Below are 16594 nucleotides of genomic sequence, written 5' to 3'. Positions count from 1 at the left end.
AAAAGCTAAGAGAGAGTCCAGTCGTCGCCGTGGGATGTGGGAGCCATCCGTTGCTTCCCTGAATTCATCATTTCCGTGTAGGAGAGGGCCCTAGGGCGTTCCTGATCCAAGGAGATTGGCTTGAAATCCTCGCGGTGGGGCCGAGGCCTCCCCGACAGGACTTTTACAACCATCCAGATGATGGTCATCGACAAACCAAGGCCGATCAGCACGTTCATGGCTGCATGATGGCGTCAAGGCGCGGATGCTGCAGGTTTGGTCTCGTCTGCAGCTGGGATGGGCGGCAGGGGGGGAGGCTCCTGCAGGGGCGCAGCAGGTGGGGCGCTCAGTGATGGAGTTGTAGGAGATTGGGATTGGGGATTTTGGCTGCCATTTCCACGGTCTTTGAGCTCTTTTTGTAGCTTCTCAATCAAGGTCTTTTGTTCTTTTATTTGCCCATCCATGCCGTCAAAGTATCTCACGGCGGCAACGGCAGCAACCGCAATGGTTGTCAGGCTCGCAACGACTGCGATGCTTTTGGAAAAGCTAACCATAGGGCCATCCTGGTGCACAACGTTGTCGTGACTCTACCTTGATTAATCCAATCGTGTCTGGAGGGGCGGTGCGTCGCCTTGATGGATAAGCGTTGGCTTTCAGAGGAGCTGTTGTTAACAATCCTGGCCCGATGGGACTGTTGAAAGCTCCCTTGGGGTGAGTGGCTTTTGGGCTAGGCCATGGGCAGGCTGCGCCACTCGGCCACCACAAAGGGCGGCACCGGTAGCTCCACGAACACCCCGGGGAGCACCAAGCGCAGCGGCCGATCCTGGTGCAGGTCGGCCAGCAGGGGAGCCAGGTCGAATTCGGCGGCGGCGGCGCGGCCATCGGCGGCCAGCTGGGGGTTGGCGAGGGTGACATCGGCCAGCTCCCAGTGGAAGCGTCCGCTCTGCACCTGCAGGGCGGTGGGGTGGTCGAGCCGCACCTTGCCCGGGTAGCCCACAATCCGCAGCTTCAGCGGCCCGCCCGGAGGACCTTCGCGGTAGGCCACCACCTGCCAGCTCTGGTAGTCGAGGTCGCGCAGGCTCTCGAGACTGCGCACCACCGGGGTGCCGTTCTCGTCGTTGTGGGCGTGCACCAGGGCCTGGGCGGCGCTGGGTAGGCCCAGCCACAGGGCCAGGGCCAGCACTGGGACGAGCAGCAGGGAGAGCAGCGGCTTCATGGCTGGCGCTCCGCCCCCGGAATCGCCTGCCAGTCGGTATGGGTAGCCCACACCGCCCAGATCGCCATCGCCCGCAGGTAGTGGCAGGCGCGGAAGGTGTTCACCGCCGTGATCGCCTCCGGGGTGCGGAACTGCAGGCCGCCGGTGTACACCTGCTTCACCACGGCACCGGTGATGGCGAAAGCCGTGCCCGTATCGCCCATCAGGCGGTAGTAGGCCGCCAGGCCGAAGTTGATGCCGGTCCACACCTCCAGGGGGTGGGTGCCGTTGGGATCGAGGGGGGTGCCGTCGCGGCGCAGGCCGTTGGCCACCCCGAGCTGGCCACCGCGGAAGCCCTCGAAGCAGGCCTCCTTCACAGCCTTCAGGGAGCTGCGGGCCCGCTCATCAGCCACCACGGCGGGCAGCCCCAGCAGGCGGGCGTAGAAATCGCCGCAGAGCTGGTCGGCCATCACCACGGGGGTGCCGCTTTCGGCGTCGATGTTGTAGTACTCGCCGTTCCAGAGCAGGGCGTCGAAATGGGCGCGGCTCTGCTCCAGCCAGCTGCCAAACTCCCGCTGCTCGCCGCTCGTGTCGAGCCCCAGATCCAGCTGGAGCCGCTGGGCCATGGCCAGGGCCGCCTCCAAGGCTGCGATCCAGAGGGCGCCGCAGTAGGCGCTCACCCCCTTGAGGGGCCAATCGTCAAAGGTCTGGTCGGGGGCACCGCCGTTGTCGGGCAGGCCGTCGTCGTTGGCGTCGAAGGTTTTCAGGTAGCGCAGGGCCTGCACCGCCGCCGGCCAGCAGTCCGCCAGGAAACGCAGGTCTTCGCCGCTGGGGGCGAGCCGGAAGGTGCGCCACACTTGCAGCACGAAGTCGCTGGCCAGGTCTTTCCAGAGGTTGCAGTCCTGGTAGGCGGTGTAGTTGGTGGCATCCCAGGGCCGCTCATTCGGCGCGCCCAAATCGTGGGGGGTGGCGCCGGCCAACTTGCGGGCGGCCTCCACCCGGCCCTTGCCCTGGGTGAAATACCAGCCGATCGGCCGGGGGGTGGCATCGGCGGCCGGGATGGCGCGGGCAAAGCTGCGCAGCACCGCCTTGTCGAGCTCGGGCCAGAGCTGCAGCAGGGCAAAGGAGCCGTAGAGCCGCACGTCGAGGCTCTCGTACCAGGCGTAGTCGAGGCACTCGAGCACCCCGAAACGGCCCACGGGATCCTCGGGGCTGGCGGCGCTCCAGAGGCTGCCGCCGCTGGCCAGGTCGTAGAGCTCGTTGAACAGGGCCATGCGCAGCGGCTCCGGCAGGTCGGCGCGGTCCAGCACCGGCCGCTGCCAGGCCTCGATCTGGGCGCGCCAGTCGCGCCAGTCGCGCAGGGCCTCGGCGGCGATGGCGGCGGCATTGTCGCCGCTGCTGCCAAAGACATCGGTGTAGCGGCGCAGGGCCCGGGTGCCGGTGGCAAAGGCCGTGACCGGCAGATCCCAGCTGATCACCAGCGGGATTTCAAGGCTCTGTCCGGGCTCCAGCTGGCAGCGCACCGCCAGGGCCGCGCTGGCCGGACCCTGGTCCGCGCTGCGGCGGTCGTTGTTGCTGTCGGGAATGGAGCCATCGCGTGCGAAGGGCTCCCACAGCTCGGCGCCACTGCCGCTGGGATCCCAGCGGCTGCAGCGCTGGATGCTCAGGCCCGGGTGGCGCTCGATCAGGCCGGCATCAGTGGCGAGGCACCACTGGCCCTGGCCCTCAGCGACCGGCGTGGCGCGCTCCCCTTCCAGCAGCACCCCCTGGAGGCCCGGCTGGTCTACCCAGCGGTTGCGCTGGCCCTGGCTGCGGCCGATGGCCGGCACATAGTTGTGCTCCGGGCTGCCGTCGTCGCGGAACTCCACCGCTGCCGTGGGGTCGGTGTTGGTGAACCAGCCCGTGGTGTTGCGCCAGCTCAGCAGCAGCGAGAGGTCGAGCGGGCGGTTGGTGGGGTTGGTGAGGGTCCAGACGAACACTGCCACCGGGTAGCTGGTGCGTTGGTAGTCACCGGGCAGGATGGGGCTGAAGGCCTCGCAGTGCACCTCGGCGTTGAACACGCCCGTGTACTGGGTGCTGCTGAGGGGGTAGCGGGCGGCATAGGTGCCGGTGGCCTGGTCGGGGGTGCTGGCGGGGTACCAGCTCCAGGCGCTGAGGGGCTCGCCTGCCCCGGGCCGGGAGGCATCGGCCTCGGGCTTCACCGCCAGGGCGTGGGCCCGGCTCTGCTCGCCGTCGCTTTCAAACAGGGCGAACTGGCAGTCGGGCAGGGTGCCGAACCAGTGCTCGCCGCCGTCGAGGTGCCAGAGGTTGAAGCTGCCGTCGGGGGCGCGGCCGATGCAGCCGGCGCCGAAGCCCCCCAGGGGCATGCCGTGGTTGGGGCCGTCGTCGAGGTTGCTGGCGTAGCGCACCGTGTAGGGCTGCTCCCAGCCCAGGCCGAAGGGCCGGCTCCAGCTGGCGGCGGGGGCCGGGTCGCCAGGGGCGCCTGCTCGCGGGGAGCCTTTGCCCTTCAGCAGCGTGGTCAGGGCAGAGAGGCCGAAGCGCGCCATGGGGCCAGAAAAGGTTTGCCCAGCTTGTCAGAGGTCACTGGCCTGGGAGGGGAAGCCCCCGTTCACCTCCTGGTCCACCAGGGCGTCGAGGGTGACGGCGGAGCGCACCAGGGCCTGGTAGCGCTGCACCACCCGGCGGTTGCGTTCGATCCAATTGCCGGGATCGCCGCTGGGCAGGCCCGTGCCGTCCCCGGCCAGCAGCTCCAGGTCGTTCTGTTGGGCCAGCAGGGCCAGCACCAGGTCGTGAATCCGCTGGCGGCGGTTGCTCATGGCCAGGCCGGGGGGCACGTGGCTGAGCATCATGGCTCCAGTGACCGTGGGGCGCCCTGGCGGAGCTGGCCGTGTTGGAGGTGATCGGCACCGATGCGGGGGGCTTGGCGGGCCTGGCTCCCCGCAGCCTGGGGCTGGTGCGGCAGGCCCAGCTGCTGATGGCGCCGGCGCGGCTGCTGGGGGAGCTGGAGCCCTGGTGGCAGGCCGAGCAGGCGGCTGGCCGAATCCCCGTGGAGAGCCCCTGCCCCCAGCTCCTGGCCAGCGACCGGCCGGAGCAGATCGTTGGGCCCGTGGAGGACGCGCTCGCCGCGGGCCGGCCGGCGGTGCTGCTGGCCAGCGGAGATCCGCTCTGGTTTGGCATTGGCCGGCTGCTGCTGCAGCACTTCGGCCCCGCGCGGCTGCGCTTCCATCCGGCCCCCAGCTCGTTGCAGCTGGCCTTCGCCCGCCTCGGCCGTCCCTGGCAGGACGCCAGTTGGATCAGCCTGCACGGCCGCGACCCGGAACCTCTGGCGGCGGCCCTGCAGAAACGGCCTGCCGCCCTGGCCGTGCTCACCGACCCGGGCCGCGGCGGTGCGGACGAGGTGCGGCGGATCCTGGCGGCCTCAGGCCTGGAGGCGGCCTACGCCTTCTGGCTGGGCGAGCGGCTGGGCCACCCCGAGGAGCGGGTGCAGCGGTTGGCCCCCGGCGAGCCCGTGCCCGTCGACTGCGATCCCCTGCACCTGGTGCTGTTGATCGCCGAGCCCCCGCCGCCGCCTGCGGACCCGGCCGCCCTGCCCCTGTTCGGTCTGGACGATGGCCTGTTCCTGCAGCACGAGGATCGCCCGGGTCTGATGACCAAGCGGGAGGTGCGCATCCAGCTGCTGGCCGATCTGGAGCTGCCTGCGGCTGGCGTGCTCTGGGACGTGGGTGCCGGCGTGGGGTCGGTGGGCCTGGAGGCCCTGCGGCTGCGGCCGGGCTTGGAGGGTTGGTTTGTGGAGCAACGGGGTGGCTCGGCGGCGTTGATCGCGGCCAATGCCGAGCGGCTCGGGGTGCAGCCGGCGGGGATCCACCAGGGCCGGGCGCCTGAGGCGTTGGCCCAACTTCCCGATCCCGACCGGGTGTTGATCGGTGGCGGCGGCCGTGAGCGGGCGGCCGTGTTGGCGGCGGTGCTGCAGCGGCTGCGGCCGGGCGGGATGGTGGTGATCCCGCTGGCCACGCTGGAGGCCCTGGCGGAGTTGCGGCCCCTGCTGGAGCAGGCTGGCTGCCGGGTGGCGGTGGCCCAGCACCAGGCCTGGCGCGGTGCCCCCCTGGCCGACGGCACCCGCCTGGCGCCGCTCAATCCGGTGCTGGTGTTGAAGGGGGGCCTGCCTAGGGCTGCCCGGTGGTGATGGTGACCGGTTCAATCCGCACTGGGCTGCCCACCGCGATCCCGAGGGCTTCGGCCTGGCCGGCGGCCAGTTCCAGCACCCCATCCACCTCCTGGTCGGGGCCATAGCTGCGGCAGGGCAGCCGCAGGCAGGGGGCGGTGCGGGCCTCGATCGCCACCACCCGGCCGCCCCGTACGAACAGCATGTCGAGGGGCTCGGGGGTGCGGTGCATCCAGAAGCGGGCCAGTGAGGGCGGGCTGTAGGGGAACCACATGCCCCGCAGCGGCGGTAGGGCGGGCCGCAGTTGCAGGCCCTTGCTCTGTTTCTCGGGGGTGTCGGCCACCTCCAGCGCAATGCAGCGATCGGGGGCCAGGCACCACTGGGCCGAGACCGGCAGCCATTGGGGCGGTGGCGTGAAGCCGCTCAGCAGGGCCGCCATCCCGGGAAGTCCCAGGCCCGCCATCCAGGCACGGGGGGCCATCAGCCGCGCTCCTCCAGGTGGGGCAGCCGCTCGCTGAGGCAGTAGCCCTGGCCGCGAATGGTGTGGATCAGCCGCCGTTCGCCGCCCTCTTCCAGCTTCTGGCGCAGGTAGCGCACGTACACCTCGATCACATTGCTGGTGGTGGCCTGATCGTCCTTCCACACCTGGCGCAGGATCAGATCCCGGCTCACCACCGTGCCCTTGCGCTCGAGCAGCAGCAGGAGCAGCTGGTATTCCCGTGAAGTGAGTCCCACGGGCCGGGGGCCCCGCTTCACCTGGCGGGTGCTCGGGTTCACCACCAGGTCACCCACCTGAAGCAACTGGGCCGGCACGTTGGCGCGGCGGGTGAGATCGAGGTGCAGCCGCAGCCGCATCAGCAGGTCGCTGGGCCCCAGGTTGGAGAGCCAGAAGTCGTCGGCGCCGGAGCTGAGGCAGTGCACCCGGGCCTCCACGGTGTCATCGCCCACGTCCAGGAGCAGGGGCACGTTGCCCCACCGGGCCCGCAAGGCGGCGATGCGGCCTGCCTCCCCCGCCGACAGCAGCACCGCATCCGGACTGCCCTCCGGGCCCTGGCCCCCGCGGCTGCAGGCGTAGCCCGAGGCCTCCAGCCGTGCGGCCAGGGCTTCGGCCTCCGGGCCCAGCAGCAGGATCTGGGGATCGCTCACGGCGCCGTGCCGTTGCCGGGCTTGGCCACGTGGGGCAGGCCCCAGCCCAACTTGTTGCGCAGCACCTGGAAGAACTCGTGGTCGGCCAGGCGCACGAACCGCACCGGCTGCTCACTGCGGCGCACCAGCACCCGATCCTCCGGCCAGATGTAACAGCCGGCGCTGCCGTCCACCACCATCATCAGCCGCTCCGGCGTTGCCGGAAACACGGTCACCGGCTCCCGGTCGCTGAACACCAGGGCCCGCGAGGCCAGGGAGTGGGGCGCGATCGGCGTGAGCTGGAGCACCGGACAGTCGGGGGTGATCACCGGGCCGCCGGCGCTGAGGGCATAGGCGGTGGAGCCCGTGGGTGTGGCCAGGATCACCCCGTCGGCGGCGATGTCCACCGGGGCATGGCGGCCGATGGCGATCTCGAAGTGGCACATCGAGGTGAGTGGCTCGCGGTGCAGGGCCATCTCGTTGAGGCACAGCACCTCCCAGCGCCGCTGGTCGCCGCGCATCACGCTGACGATCAGCATCGTGCGTTCCTCCACCGTCCACTCGCCGGTGAGCACCTGGTCGAGGGCGGCCTCCAGCTGGTGCAGGTAGGCCTCGGCCAGAAAGCCCAGATGGCCGGTGTTGACCGTGAGGATCGGCACGCCGATCGGGGCCGTCTGGCGGGCGGCGGAGAGCACGGTGCCGTCGCCGCCGAGCACCACCGCCAGGCTGAGGTCGCGATCGAAATCCGCCGGCACGCAAGCGGCGTAGCCGCGGGTGCGCAGGTGCTGGTCGGGGTTGGCGAAACCCACCATGCCGCCCGAGCTGCTCACCCGCACCACGCCATAGCCGGCCGAACGGAAGCGGGCCTCGATGGCATCGGCGGTGGCCAGGGCCAGGTCCTTGCCGTCATTCACGATCAGTCCGACGCGGGGCACCGATCGGGAGCGGAGGACTGCCTGAGTTTATGGGGCCCCTTTTAAACCGCCCTCCTAAAACTGCTCGAGGAAGCGCAGATCGCTGGTGTAGAGGCGGCGGATGTCGTCGATGCCGTGGCGCACCATGCAGAAGCGCTCGACGCCCAGGCCGGCGGCAAAGCCACTCCAGCGCTCAGGATCGAGCCCCATGCCGGTGAGCACGGCGGGGTCGACCATGCCGCAGCCCATCACCTCCAGCCAGCGGCCGCGCCACTGCACATCCACCTCGGCGCTGGGCTCGGTGAAGGGGAAGTAGCTGGCCCGGAAGCGCACGGGTAGGTCGCCGAAGAACTGCTGCAGGAAGGCGGTGACGGTGCCGCGCAGGTGGCTGAAATCCAGCCCCTCATCAAGGGCCAGCACCTCCACCTGGTGGAACACCGGCGAGTGGGTGGCATCCACCGCATCCCGGCGATAAACGCGGCCCGGGGCAATCACCCGCACCGGCGGTGGGTTGTTCTCTAGGTAGCGGATCTGCACCGGTGAGGTGTGGGTGCGCAGCAGGCGACCGTCCTCCAGGTAGAAGGTGTCCTGCATGTCCCGGGCCGGATGGTGCTCCGGGATGTTGAGGGCGGTGAAGTTGTAGTAGTCGGTTTCGATCTCGGGGCCCTCCGACACCCGGTAGCCCAGGCCGGAAAAGATGTCGACGATCTCCTCGATCGTGCTGATCAAGGGGTGGCGGTGCCCCGGTGGCGTGTAGCTGCAGGGGGCGGTGACATCGAGGCTCTCCCGGGCGATCCGTTCGGCCATGGCTGCCCGGTTGACGGCTGTGAGCCGTTCGCCGAGCAGCGCCTGCACCTGCTCCTTGAGCACGTTGGCCCGCTGGCCGATCAACGGCCGTTCGTCGCCGGGCAGCTTGCCCATGGCCCCGAGCACGCCCGAGAGGCGCCCTTTCTTGCCCAGGAGCCCCACCCGCAGCTGTTCGAGCTCGGCGGCGGTGGTGGCGGCGGAGATCTCAGCCGCGGCCTGGGTTTCCAGCTCCTGAAGCTGGTCGGTGAGCTGCTGCAGGGACACGGTGGCGCTCACGGCAGGGGCTGAGGGAATGGCGACTGTAAGGAGCCGCCCCAGTTACCTTGCGGCGAGATGGCGCTGGGCCCGATGGCACCGCTCAGGATCCTGATCAGCAACGACGATGGGGTGTTCGCTGAAGGCATCCGCACCCTGGCCAACGCGGCCCTGGCCCGCGGCCACCAGGTGAGCGTGGTCTGTCCGGATCAGGAGCGCTCGGCCACCGGCCATGGCCTCACCCTCCACACCCCCATCCGGGCGGAGCGGGCCGATGAGCTGTTCGACGACGGGGTGCAGGCCTGGGCCTGCAGTGGCACCCCCTCGGACTGCGTCAAGCTCGCCCTCTTTTCCCTGCTGGAAGAGTGGCCGGATCTGGTGCTTTCCGGCATCAACCACGGGCCCAACCTGGGCACGGACGTGATCTACTCCGGCACGGTGAGCGCCGCGATGGAAGGCACGATCGAGGGCCTGCCCGCGCTGGCCGTCAGCAGTGCCGACTTCCAGTGGCGCCAGTTCACCCCGGCGGCCCGGTTGGCCCTCGACGTGGCCGAGCAGATGCTCGCCCAGGGCTGGCCCGAGAACATGTTGCTCAACCTCAACGTGCCGCCCAGGCCCGCCGAAGCGATCGGCCCCCTGCGCTGGTGCCGCTCGGCGGTGCGCCGCTACACCGACCAGTTCGAGCAGCGGGTCGATCCCCGCGGCCACACCTACTACTGGTTGGCCGGCGAGGTGGTCAACGACCTGGAGGCCCAGGTGTCGGGGCCGGCGGCCTGGCCCACCGATGTGGCCCAGATCAATGGCGGCGGGGCTGCCCTCACCCCGCTCCAGCCCGACATTTTCTGGCGTGGAGTCACCCGCGACCTGCCCGAGCTGGCAGCGATGGAGCCTGACCAGTAGCTGTGGATCAGGCCTGGCGGTAGATCCGCTGCAGCAACCAGAGGCTGATCCACAGGCCGATCAGGTGGGCGAACAGCACCTGGGTGTTGCCCAGCACCGAGAGCATTTCAATTGAGGTGATGGGCAGGCCCACGACCCGCCCGGCGGCTCCGGGGGTGGCCTGGATCTGGGCGCCGAAGAACCCTGGCACCTGCTGGGACGCCTGCACGAACAGACTGCCCGCCAGCGACTGGTAGCCCACCACGGCCAGGGTGATGCCCACCAGGTCGGCCAGCACGCCGCGCTTGATCAGCCGCGCCGTTTCCCCCTTGCTGGGGTGCACCGGGCTGGCCAGGGCGCGGCCGCAGCGCACCACGAGCCAGCTCTGCCAGATGCACCAGAGCAGCAGCAGGAAGGCGAGGGTGGTGAGTGAAATGCCGGGCCCCAGGCCCAGGGCCCGGGAGGAGTTGGCCGCCAGGCGGCCGCCGATGTTGTTGAACAGCTGCACCCCAACCACCACCACCCCCAGCACCACCTGGGCCCAGAAGCGCACCCAGCCCATGCGCCGCAGGGCCGCGGCGATCAGCTGCAGGTCGAGGCGGTCAGCCATCCAGCCATCTTGGTGAGTTGCCCCAAAGGTGCCATGGGAGGATCGATTTGGCTCCCGTTGCCTTTGGGTTCCGTAGCGTTGATACCCCTGCGATCACCCCAGGAGGCGCGGCGGCCCACCGCCATCGCCCTCGGCAGTTTCGACGGCCTGCACCGGGGCCACCGCCGCGTGATCGCGGCCGTCACCGGCGCGGCCGTGGAGGCTGGCGGCGCAACGCCCACGGTGGTGAGCTTCTGGCCCCACCCCCGGGAGGTCCTGCACGGGGAGGCGCGGCTGCGGCTGGATCTGCCCGCTGAGAAGCTGCATTTGCTGGAGCCGCTGGGCATTGAGCAGCTGGTGCTGGTGCCGTTCACCACCGAGCTGGCGGCCCTGAGCCCCGAGGCCTTCGTGGAGCAGGTGCTGGTGGGCCAGCTGCAAGCCCAGCGCATCGCCGTGGGCGACAACTTCCGCTTCGGGGTGGGCCGCAGCGGTGACAGCCAGGCCCTGGCGGCCATCGGCGCGCGCCACGGCATCGCGGTGCAGGTGCTGCCGATGCTCTGGGATGGCCCGGAGCGGGTCAGCAGCAGTCGGATTCGCCGGGCCCTGGCGGCAGGGGATGTGGCCGAGGCCCGTCGCCTGCTGGAGCGGCCCTATCGCTTCAGCGGGCGGGTGGTGCGGGGCCGCGGCCTCGGCCGGGAACTGGGCTGGCCCACCGCCAACCTGCAGGTGGATGGGCGCAAGTTTCTGCCCCTGGAGGGGGTGTACGCCGCCACGGCCTCGGTGGCGGGTGGGCCGATGCTGCCTGCGGTGATGAACCTGGGCTCCCAGCCCACGGTGGATCCGCTGGCTCCCTCGGCGGTGGAGGTGCACCTGCTGGATCGGCGGGTGGAGCTGGTGGGCGTGGAGCTGGTGGTGGAGCCGCTGCAGTTGCTGCGCCGCCAGCAGACCTTCGCCAGCTTTGAGGAGCTGGGCGCCCAGATTGCCCTCGATGCCGACCGGGCCAGGGCCCTAGCTGCCGGGGTAGGCGTGGGTCAGGCCCCAGCCAATGAAGGTGGCAATCCCGCCGAGCAGCAGAATCCCTGAAACCAGCACGAGCATCGGGCTGTCGGAGTTGCCCTGGTCGGCTCCGCCCGGTTCGCCTGCCATTGGCCCCTGCGCGATGGAACCCAACCTAATCAGCATGGCTCCCGAAGGTCTGGATGACCCAGCTCGCGATCGCCTGATCGACGCCAATCTCGACCGCGCCCGGGAGGGGCTGCGGGTGCTGGAGGACTGGGCCCGCTTCGGGTTGGATCGGCGCGACCTGGTGGTGCGCACCAAGGACATGCGCCAGCGGCTGGGCCGGCTCCATCGGGACGCCTACAAATTCGCCCGCCACACGGCCACCGACCCGGCCGCCGGCCTCGGCCATCCGGATCAGGCGGAGCGCCGCAGCCCCAGCGCCGTGGTGGGGGCGAATGCCGGCCGGGTGCAGGAGGCCCTGCGGGTGTTGGAGGAATTTGGGCGCAGCAGCGATCCACACCTGGCCGAGGAGGCCGCCGCCCTGCGCTACCTCCTCTACGACGTGGAGGTCGACCTGCTGCAGGCCTGTCGTCTGGCGGCGACGGGGGGGGAGGGGCGCCGGGAGCTCCTGGCCCGTTGCCGCCTGTATCTGGTCACTTCGCCGGTGCCCGATCTGGAGGGGGTGGTGGCCGCCGCCCTTGGGGCGGGCGTGCGCCTGGTGCAATACCGCGCCAAAGAAGCTGCGGGTCTCGACGACCTGCAGAAACTCAGCCAGGCGAGGGCCCTGCGCCAGCTCTGCGCGGCCCATGGCGCCCTGTTTCTGGTCAACGATCGCATCGACATCGCCCTGGCGGTGGAAGCCGATGGGGTGCACCTGGGCCAGGGGGATCTGCCGCCGGCGCTGGCGCGCCAGCTGCTGGGCCCGGATCGGCTGATTGGCCGCAGCACCCATGCCCTCGCCCAGCTGCAGCAGGCCGTCAGCGAGGGCTGTGATTACGTCGGCGTCGGGCCCGTGCATGCCACCCCCACCAAGCCCGGGCGGGAGCCGGTGGGGCTCGACTACGTGCGCCAGGCCGCGGCGGCCAGTCCGATCCCCTTCTTTGCCATCGGCGGGGTGGAGGCAAGCAACCTGGCGGCGGTGCGGGCCGCCGGTGCCGATCGGGTGGCGGTGGTGCGGGCGATCACCGAGGCGGTGGATCCGGGCGCAGCTGCCGCCGCGTTGCTCGCTGCCCTGGAGGCTCCCCCGCTGTGATCAGCCTGCAGGTGAATGGGGAGCGGCGCCGCTGCTCCGCAGGGCTCAACCTCGAGCAGGTGCTCGCGGAACTCGGCTATCAGCCCCGGCTGGTGGTGGTGGAGTTCAACGGCACGATCCTGCCCCGCCAGGCCTGGCCCGCCCAGATTGTGGGGGAATCCGATGTGCTGGAGGTCGTCACCATCGTGGGTGGCGGTTCCTAGATTCCAGCCACTTGCTTCCGGAGCCTTGGCGCTTCCGACCCGTCCCACCTGCGGACCCAGCCTGACCCTGCGGCGCTGCCTCAGCTGGCTGGCCGTGCCGGTGCTGGCCTTCACCTTGCTGGTGGTGCACCCGAGCCCCAGCTGGGCGGCCAGTGGCGGCCGCATCGGCGGTGGCAGCTTCCGATCAGCACCTTCGATGCCCCGCAGTTATGGCGGCGGCGGGTACGGCGGTGGCTATCGCGGCGGCTATGGGGGTGGGGGCGGCATTGGCTTTCCCTTCCTGATACCGATCTTCGGGTTTGGTGGGGGCGGCCTGTTCGGCTTCCTGGTGCTGATGGCCGTGGTGGGTCTGCTGCTCAACGCGGTGCGCGGTGGCGGTGGTCAGGGGCCTGCCCTGGGCACTGGCCGGGGCGGCGAGCTCATGGGCGGTGGCCGACCCGATGGCCCGGTGACGATCAGCCAGGTGCAGGTGGGACTGCTCGCCTCGGCCCGCGAGCTGCAGACGGATCTGCGTCGTCTGGCCGGCAGTTCCGACACCAGTCGCTCAGCGGGGCTCCAGGTGCTCTTGCAGGAAACCACCCTGGCCCTGCTGCGCCACCCCGATCTCTGGGTCTACGCCAACGGCGAGGTGGGCCAGGTGCCCTTTGCCAGCGCCGAAGCCACCTTCAACCGCCTGTCGATGGCCGAGCGCAGCAAGCTCCAGCGGGAGGTGACCAGCAACGTGGCCGGCCAGCGCTACAGCGATGCCAGCGTCGCCGCCGGCGACAGCGATGCCAGCAGCGACTTCATCGCCGTCACCCTGCTGGTGGCCAGCCGCAACCGCATCAACTTCAAGGGGGCCGGCAGTGCCGACCAACTGCGCGAGTCGCTCCAACAGCTGGGGGCGGTGGGTGCGGACAACCTGCTGGCGATCGAGGTGATCTGGCAGCCGGAAGGTGCCGGCGAAGTGCTCAGCACCGAAGAGCTGCTCACCGCCTATCCCCAGCTCCAGCACCTCTAGGCCTGCGGGAACGGCAGTCCTGGCACGAGTCGCAAACGGCCCAGGGAGATTGCTCCCGGGGCCCTTGCGGCGGGCCCGTGGGCTTCCCACACTACGCTTCACTGCCGGTTGCACCGATGGGTCGTCGCTCGCCGTCCTGGGTGAACACTCCCGTGCTGTTGCAGGCGATCGAGCGCTACGAACAGGGCCGTCTGCCCCGCTCGATGCAGCTCTGGATCCAGACCTTGCTCGACATCGACCAGCCCCCTACGACGCCGCTGCGGCCCGGCTGCTGAGGATGCGTAGGGCGGCCATGGCGGCCCCATAGCCGTTGTCGATGTTCACCACCGTGAGGCCGGGGGCGCAACTGGCCAGCATCCCGTGCAGCGCTGCCGTGCCGCCGGCGCTCACCCCGTAGCCCACGGCCACCGGCACGCCGATCACCGGCTGGGGCAGCAGCCCCGCCAGCACGGTGGGCAGGGCCCCCTCCATGCCGGCACAGGCGATCAGCACCGTGGCGCTGCGCAGCGCGTCGAGCCGATCCAGCAGGCGGTGCAGGCCCGCCACGCCCACATCCAGCACCAGTTCGCTGGCGATGCCGTGGCAGGCTAGGGCCAGTTGGGCCTCGGCCGCCACGGGCAGATCGCTGGTGCCGCCGCCCAGCACCGCCACCCGGCCCCGGTTGGGATCCGCTGAGGGCAGGCTGCCGGCGGTGAGGCAGCGGGCCTGGGGGTGGTGCTGCAGTTGGAACTCCCTGGCCGGTTCCAGCAGCGCCGCCACTGCCGCGGCTTTTTCGGGGGTGATGCGGGTGGCCAGGGCCAGTTCGCCGGCGGCGTGCAGCGTCTCCAAGATCCGGACAATCTGTTCGGCACTCTTGTGCTCGCCCCAGATCGCCTCCACCATCCCCAGCCGCTGGCGGCGGTCCAGATCGAGCCGGTGCTCGGTGTCGTTCCCGGTGTTGCTGCTCATGGCGCTTCCCGTGGGGTCATTGCCGCTCCCACACCAGTTCCACCAGGGCTGGGGTCACCCACAGGCTGGTCCGCTCCTGGGCCAGGCGGAGCTCGGCCTCCAGGGCGGCCTGCTCTTCGGCGGTCCAGCGGCCAGCGGCCGCCAGCTGGGCCGGGTAGCTGGCGAGGAAATCCTGCAGCCAGCGGGCCTTGGGGTGATCGCTGGGGGAGCAGGCCATCAGGCTGCGGCTGTGCAACAGCCGGAAGCCGCGGGCCTCCAGCAGGGCCGGCAGCCGTTGGGCCACATCCGGGTCGCCGCCGTGGTCGCGCCAGTGCTGGATGCAGCGCTCCACGAACACGGCCAGCTGGCGGCCACCGGGATAGAGGCCGAAGGTGTTCCACTGCACGTACTCGTGCAGCACCAGCCGGCCGCCGGGCCGCCGGGCCTCTGTCACCAGATCCAGCCACGGCTCGAGCCGGGGCAGAAACATCGCCACCCAGCGGCACCAGGCCCCGTCCCAGCTGCCCGAATGCAGCTCCGCGGCCGCCAGGGCGAGGTCGTGCTGCAGGGTGCGCAACTGGGGCACCTGGCCCAGGCCCCGCTGCTGCTCCAAGTGCTCCAGGTAGGCCGACGCATTGTCGATCGCCAGCACCTCGCCGTCGGGGCCCACCCGCTCGGCCAGCTCGAGACTGGCGAAACCGGGGCCGCAGCCGAGGTCGAGCAGGCGCTGGCCTGGGCCAAACCCGGCCCGATCCCAGGCGGCGAGCATGGCCTCGCGCCAGATGGCGTGCTGGCGTTGCAGGCGAGTGCGTTCCTCGGCGTGGCTGCCGAGCACGTAGCTGGCCGCGGCGGCGCTCATGGCGTCAGCAGCTCACCTTCGAACACGAGCGGGAAGGGATTGTCGTCGCTGTCGCTGCTGCCTGTGGCGGCGCGGGCCAGCCGCTCAAACCGCTCCTGCACCGCCTGCACCTCGGCATCGGGAATCGCCTTCCAGTGCTCCCGATCGGCCCAGCGGATCAGCAGGGTGCCCTCTTCGGTGGCCGGATCCCAGAGCAGCTGGCGATCGAGGAAACCCTCTTGCTGGGCCAGCCAGGGCTCCCAGCTGCCCTGCTCGGCCTGGATCCAGGCCTGGCGGGCCTCGGCCGGCACCTTCAGCCGCAGGTGCTCCACCACCACCACGTCGTAGGCGCCATCGGGCTCGGCAAAGGCCGCCCGCACCGGCGCGGCATGGCCGGACAGCAACAGCACCAGCGTCACCCCCTGAATCAACAACAGTCCGATCAGGCTAGAAACCCGGCGCCAGCGAAGGGGGGTCATGGCTTCTGCAGCAAGGCCACGGCGTGGCAGGAGATGCCCTCCTCCCGGCCTTCGGCGCCCAGTTGTTCGTTGGTGGTGGCCTTGACGCCCACCTGGCCTGGATCGAGGCCCATGTGGCTGGCAATGGCCGCGCGCATGGCGGCGATGTGGGGTTTGAGCTTGGGGCGCTCGGCCACCACCACCGTGTCCAGGTTCACCACGCTCCAGCCCCGTTCCATCACCAGGGCCACCACCTGTTCCAGCAGCTCCAGGCTGTCGGCTCCCTGCCAGCGGGCGTCATCGGGGGGGAAGTAGAGGCCGATGTCCCCCAGGGACAGGGCGCCCAGCAGGGCATCCATCACGGCATGCACCAGCACGTCCGCATCGCTGTGGCCATCGAGTCCCAGGCCGGCGGGGTGCTCCAGCCGTTGGCCGCCGAGGATCAGCGGCCGCCCCGGCACGAGGCGGTGGATGTCGTAGCCGTTGCCGATGCGGAGTTGCATCTGCCCCTGATCTCTGGTCTCAGTCTCCCCCAGGCTCCATCACCTGCAGCTGGTTGCCGTCGCGGCCCATCACGGTCACCCAGCTGCCCGGTGCCAGCGGCTGGCTTCCCCTGAGGTTGATGGCGCTCCAGCTCTGGCCCTGCCAGCGCACCCGGCCCGTCTCGCCCTCGCCAAAGCCGCTGATCACCTCGGCCGTCTCCGCTGGCGCCAGGTTGTGGTGGCGTTGCCGCCCTGACCAGCGCCGCAGGCCCAGCACCCCCAGACCGGTGAGACCCACCAGCAATCCCAGCTGCAGCAGGGGCGGCAGCGGCCACCACACCGTGGCCAGCGACAGCCCCAGGGCCACGACCGCAGCGGGCAGCAGGCCGTCCACGTCGGCGCCCACCAGGCCCAGCCCCAGCAGGCCGCAGGCCAGCAGCAGCCAGAGGATCGGAACGGGGGCCATGGCAGGGGCTGCTGGTTCAGCCCACCCATGCTGACTAGCGTGAGGCCCTGATGCTTGGGGC

The 16594-nt window shown here is 70.5% G+C and carries 22 protein-coding genes; 7 read left to right on the top strand and 15 right to left on the bottom strand.

What is annotated here, in order from left to right:
- Window positions 1–5 precede the first annotated feature (5 nt).
- From H6G16_RS08230 to H6G16_RS08210, 5 genes are all read right to left on the bottom strand, one after another.
- Window positions 6–218 (bottom strand): hypothetical protein, encoded by a 213-nt coding sequence (locus H6G16_RS08230; RefSeq protein ID WP_190389841.1) that lies wholly within the window; start codon window positions 216–218, stop codon window positions 6–8.
- Between the two features lie 15 nt (window positions 219–233).
- Window positions 234–533, bottom strand: a complete 300-nt coding sequence (locus tag H6G16_RS08225) for a hypothetical protein (RefSeq protein WP_190389840.1) — start codon at window positions 531–533, stop codon at window positions 234–236.
- A gap of 173 nt (window positions 534–706) precedes the next feature.
- On the bottom strand, window positions 707–1195 hold the full coding sequence (locus H6G16_RS08220) for a DUF3122 domain-containing protein (protein ID WP_190389839.1): 489 nt from the start codon (window positions 1193–1195) through the stop codon (window positions 707–709).
- Window positions 1192–3720 carry a GH116 family glycosyl hydrolase gene (locus tag H6G16_RS08215; protein ID WP_190389838.1) on the bottom strand — a complete coding sequence of 843 codons (2529 nt, stop codon included), beginning with the start codon at window positions 3718–3720 and terminating at the stop codon, window positions 1192–1194. The genes H6G16_RS08220 and H6G16_RS08215 overlap by 4 nt, the downstream gene beginning before the upstream one ends.
- Window positions 3721–3747: 27 nt before the next feature.
- Window positions 3748–4020 carry a hypothetical protein gene (locus tag H6G16_RS08210; RefSeq protein WP_242036300.1) on the bottom strand — a complete coding sequence of 91 codons (273 nt, stop codon included), beginning with the start codon at window positions 4018–4020 and terminating at the stop codon, window positions 3748–3750.
- Between the two features lie 41 nt (window positions 4021–4061).
- Here H6G16_RS08210 and cbiE point away from each other — a divergent pair, with 41 nt between their 5' ends.
- Window positions 4062–5357, top strand: coding sequence for a precorrin-6y C5,15-methyltransferase (decarboxylating) subunit CbiE (gene cbiE, locus H6G16_RS08205; RefSeq protein WP_190389837.1), 1296 nt, complete (start codon window positions 4062–4064; stop codon window positions 5355–5357).
- On the opposite strand, the gene H6G16_RS08200 is transcribed toward cbiE, so the two are convergent.
- From H6G16_RS08200 to pheS, 4 genes are read right to left on the bottom strand one after another with little or no spacing between them, the layout of a single operon-like run.
- The gene (locus tag H6G16_RS08200) at window positions 5338–5775 is read right to left on the bottom strand and encodes a DUF192 domain-containing protein (RefSeq protein WP_242036313.1); all 438 of its coding nucleotides are present in this window, start codon (window positions 5773–5775) and stop codon (window positions 5338–5340) included. The genes cbiE and H6G16_RS08200 overlap by 20 nt on opposite strands.
- A 41-nt stretch (window positions 5776–5816) precedes the next feature.
- Window positions 5817–6482 (bottom strand): winged helix-turn-helix domain-containing protein, encoded by a 666-nt coding sequence (locus H6G16_RS08195; RefSeq protein WP_190389835.1) that lies wholly within the window; start codon window positions 6480–6482, stop codon window positions 5817–5819.
- A complete protein-coding gene (locus H6G16_RS08190; protein ID WP_190389834.1) occupies window positions 6479–7396 on the bottom strand; it encodes an NAD(+) kinase in 918 nt (305 codons plus the stop codon). Before H6G16_RS08190 ends, H6G16_RS08195 begins: the two co-directional genes overlap by 4 nt.
- A 54-nt stretch (window positions 7397–7450) precedes the next feature.
- Window positions 7451–8458, bottom strand: a complete 1008-nt coding sequence (gene pheS / locus H6G16_RS08185) for a phenylalanine--tRNA ligase subunit alpha (protein ID WP_190389833.1) — start codon at window positions 8456–8458, stop codon at window positions 7451–7453.
- 72 nt (window positions 8459–8530) lie between these two features.
- On the opposite strand from pheS, the gene surE reads away from it, so the two are divergent.
- Window positions 8531–9337 (top strand): 5'/3'-nucleotidase SurE, encoded by an 807-nt coding sequence (gene surE, locus H6G16_RS08180; RefSeq protein ID WP_190389832.1) that lies wholly within the window; start codon window positions 8531–8533, stop codon window positions 9335–9337.
- Window positions 9338–9344: 7 nt separating this feature from the next.
- Here the strand turns inward: surE and H6G16_RS08175 are convergent, their stop codons facing one another.
- Window positions 9345–9926, bottom strand: a complete 582-nt coding sequence (locus H6G16_RS08175; RefSeq protein WP_190389831.1) for a DUF3611 family protein — start codon at window positions 9924–9926, stop codon at window positions 9345–9347.
- Window positions 9927–10004: 78 nt separating this feature from the next.
- Between H6G16_RS08175 and H6G16_RS08170 the strand changes: the two genes are divergently transcribed.
- The 5 genes from H6G16_RS08170 to H6G16_RS08150 all read left to right on the top strand — a co-directional run bounded on the left by H6G16_RS08170 (window position 10005) and on the right by H6G16_RS08150 (window position 13637).
- Complete coding sequence (locus tag H6G16_RS08170; protein WP_190389990.1) at window positions 10005–10988, top strand: bifunctional riboflavin kinase/FAD synthetase; 984 nt, start codon at window positions 10005–10007, stop codon at window positions 10986–10988.
- A 97-nt stretch (window positions 10989–11085) separates the two neighbouring features.
- The gene (locus H6G16_RS08165) at window positions 11086–12159 is read left to right on the top strand and encodes a thiamine phosphate synthase (protein ID WP_242036299.1); all 1074 of its coding nucleotides are present in this window, start codon (window positions 11086–11088) and stop codon (window positions 12157–12159) included.
- Entirely contained in the window at window positions 12156–12362 is a 207-nt protein-coding gene (gene thiS, locus H6G16_RS08160; protein WP_190389829.1) for a sulfur carrier protein ThiS, read from the top strand. Before H6G16_RS08165 ends, thiS begins: the two co-directional genes overlap by 4 nt.
- A 67-nt stretch (window positions 12363–12429) precedes the next feature.
- Window positions 12430–13362 (top strand): DUF1517 domain-containing protein, encoded by a 933-nt coding sequence (locus H6G16_RS08155; protein WP_242036311.1) that lies wholly within the window; start codon window positions 12430–12432, stop codon window positions 13360–13362.
- Window positions 13363–13478: 116 nt separating this feature from the next.
- Window positions 13479–13637, top strand: a complete 159-nt coding sequence (locus H6G16_RS08150) for a hypothetical protein (protein WP_190389827.1) — start codon at window positions 13479–13481, stop codon at window positions 13635–13637.
- Here H6G16_RS08150 and larB read toward each other — a convergent pair.
- Genes larB through H6G16_RS08125 form a run of 5 tightly spaced genes read right to left on the bottom strand, consistent with a single transcriptional unit; the run spans window position 13609 to window position 16533 of the window.
- Window positions 13609–14310 carry a nickel pincer cofactor biosynthesis protein LarB gene (gene larB, locus H6G16_RS08145; RefSeq protein ID WP_190389826.1) on the bottom strand — a complete coding sequence of 234 codons (702 nt, stop codon included), beginning with the start codon at window positions 14308–14310 and terminating at the stop codon, window positions 13609–13611. The genes H6G16_RS08150 and larB overlap by 29 nt on opposite strands.
- A 16-nt stretch (window positions 14311–14326) precedes the next feature.
- Window positions 14327–15148 carry a methyltransferase domain-containing protein gene (locus H6G16_RS08140; RefSeq protein ID WP_190389825.1) on the bottom strand — a complete coding sequence of 274 codons (822 nt, stop codon included), beginning with the start codon at window positions 15146–15148 and terminating at the stop codon, window positions 14327–14329.
- The gene (locus H6G16_RS08135) at window positions 15145–15606 is read right to left on the bottom strand and encodes a TIGR03792 family protein (protein ID WP_190389824.1); all 462 of its coding nucleotides are present in this window, start codon (window positions 15604–15606) and stop codon (window positions 15145–15147) included. Before H6G16_RS08135 ends, H6G16_RS08140 begins: the two co-directional genes overlap by 4 nt.
- Window positions 15603–16088, bottom strand: coding sequence for a 2-C-methyl-D-erythritol 2,4-cyclodiphosphate synthase (ispF, locus tag H6G16_RS08130; protein WP_190389823.1), 486 nt, complete (start codon window positions 16086–16088; stop codon window positions 15603–15605). Before ispF ends, H6G16_RS08135 begins: the two co-directional genes overlap by 4 nt.
- Before the next feature lie 19 nt (window positions 16089–16107).
- Window positions 16108–16533 carry an NfeD family protein gene (locus tag H6G16_RS08125; protein WP_190389822.1) on the bottom strand — a complete coding sequence of 142 codons (426 nt, stop codon included), beginning with the start codon at window positions 16531–16533 and terminating at the stop codon, window positions 16108–16110.
- Window positions 16534–16594 lie beyond the last annotated feature (61 nt).

Origin of the sequence: Cyanobium sp. FACHB-13342, assembly GCF_014697415.1 — a bacterium.
Classification (GTDB): Bacteria; Cyanobacteriota; Cyanobacteriia; order PCC-6307; family Cyanobiaceae; genus Cyanobium_A.
Note: the sequence above shows the minus strand (reverse complement) of the source record. Positions and strands in the feature narration are given on the sequence as shown.

Excerpts from the sequence above, each read along its gene's own strand:
- H6G16_RS08230 (WP_190389841.1), bottom strand. The coding sequence starts at position 218 with ATGAACGTGCTGATCGGCCTTGGTTTGTCGATGACCATCATCTGGATG.
- H6G16_RS08210 (WP_242036300.1), bottom strand. The coding sequence starts at position 4,020 with ATGCTCAGCCACGTGCCCCCCGGCCTGGCCATGAGCAACCGCCGCCAG.
- surE (WP_190389832.1), top strand. The coding sequence starts at position 8,531 with ATGGCACCGCTCAGGATCCTGATCAGCAACGACGATGGGGTGTTCGCT.
- H6G16_RS08215 (WP_190389838.1), bottom strand. The coding sequence starts at position 3,720 with ATGGCGCGCTTCGGCCTCTCTGCCCTGACCACGCTGCTGAAGGGCAAA.
- H6G16_RS08125 (WP_190389822.1), bottom strand. The coding sequence starts at position 16,533 with ATGGCCCCCGTTCCGATCCTCTGGCTGCTGCTGGCCTGCGGCCTGCTG.
- H6G16_RS08175 (WP_190389831.1), bottom strand. The coding sequence starts at position 9,926 with ATGGCTGACCGCCTCGACCTGCAGCTGATCGCCGCGGCCCTGCGGCGC.
- H6G16_RS08140 (WP_190389825.1), bottom strand. The coding sequence starts at position 15,148 with ATGAGCGCCGCCGCGGCCAGCTACGTGCTCGGCAGCCACGCCGAGGAA.
- H6G16_RS08135 (WP_190389824.1), bottom strand. The coding sequence starts at position 15,606 with ATGACCCCCCTTCGCTGGCGCCGGGTTTCTAGCCTGATCGGACTGTTG.
- H6G16_RS08150 (WP_190389827.1), top strand. The coding sequence starts at position 13,479 with ATGGGTCGTCGCTCGCCGTCCTGGGTGAACACTCCCGTGCTGTTGCAG.
- H6G16_RS08225 (WP_190389840.1), bottom strand. The coding sequence starts at position 533 with ATGGTTAGCTTTTCCAAAAGCATCGCAGTCGTTGCGAGCCTGACAACC.
- H6G16_RS08220 (WP_190389839.1), bottom strand. The coding sequence starts at position 1,195 with ATGAAGCCGCTGCTCTCCCTGCTGCTCGTCCCAGTGCTGGCCCTGGCC.
- ispF (WP_190389823.1), bottom strand. The coding sequence starts at position 16,088 with ATGCAACTCCGCATCGGCAACGGCTACGACATCCACCGCCTCGTGCCG.
- H6G16_RS08165 (WP_242036299.1), top strand. The coding sequence starts at position 11,086 with ATGGCTCCCGAAGGTCTGGATGACCCAGCTCGCGATCGCCTGATCGAC.
- H6G16_RS08200 (WP_242036313.1), bottom strand. The coding sequence starts at position 5,775 with ATGGCGGCCCTGCTGAGCGGCTTCACGCCACCGCCCCAATGGCTGCCG.
- larB (WP_190389826.1), bottom strand. The coding sequence starts at position 14,310 with ATGAGCAGCAACACCGGGAACGACACCGAGCACCGGCTCGATCTGGAC.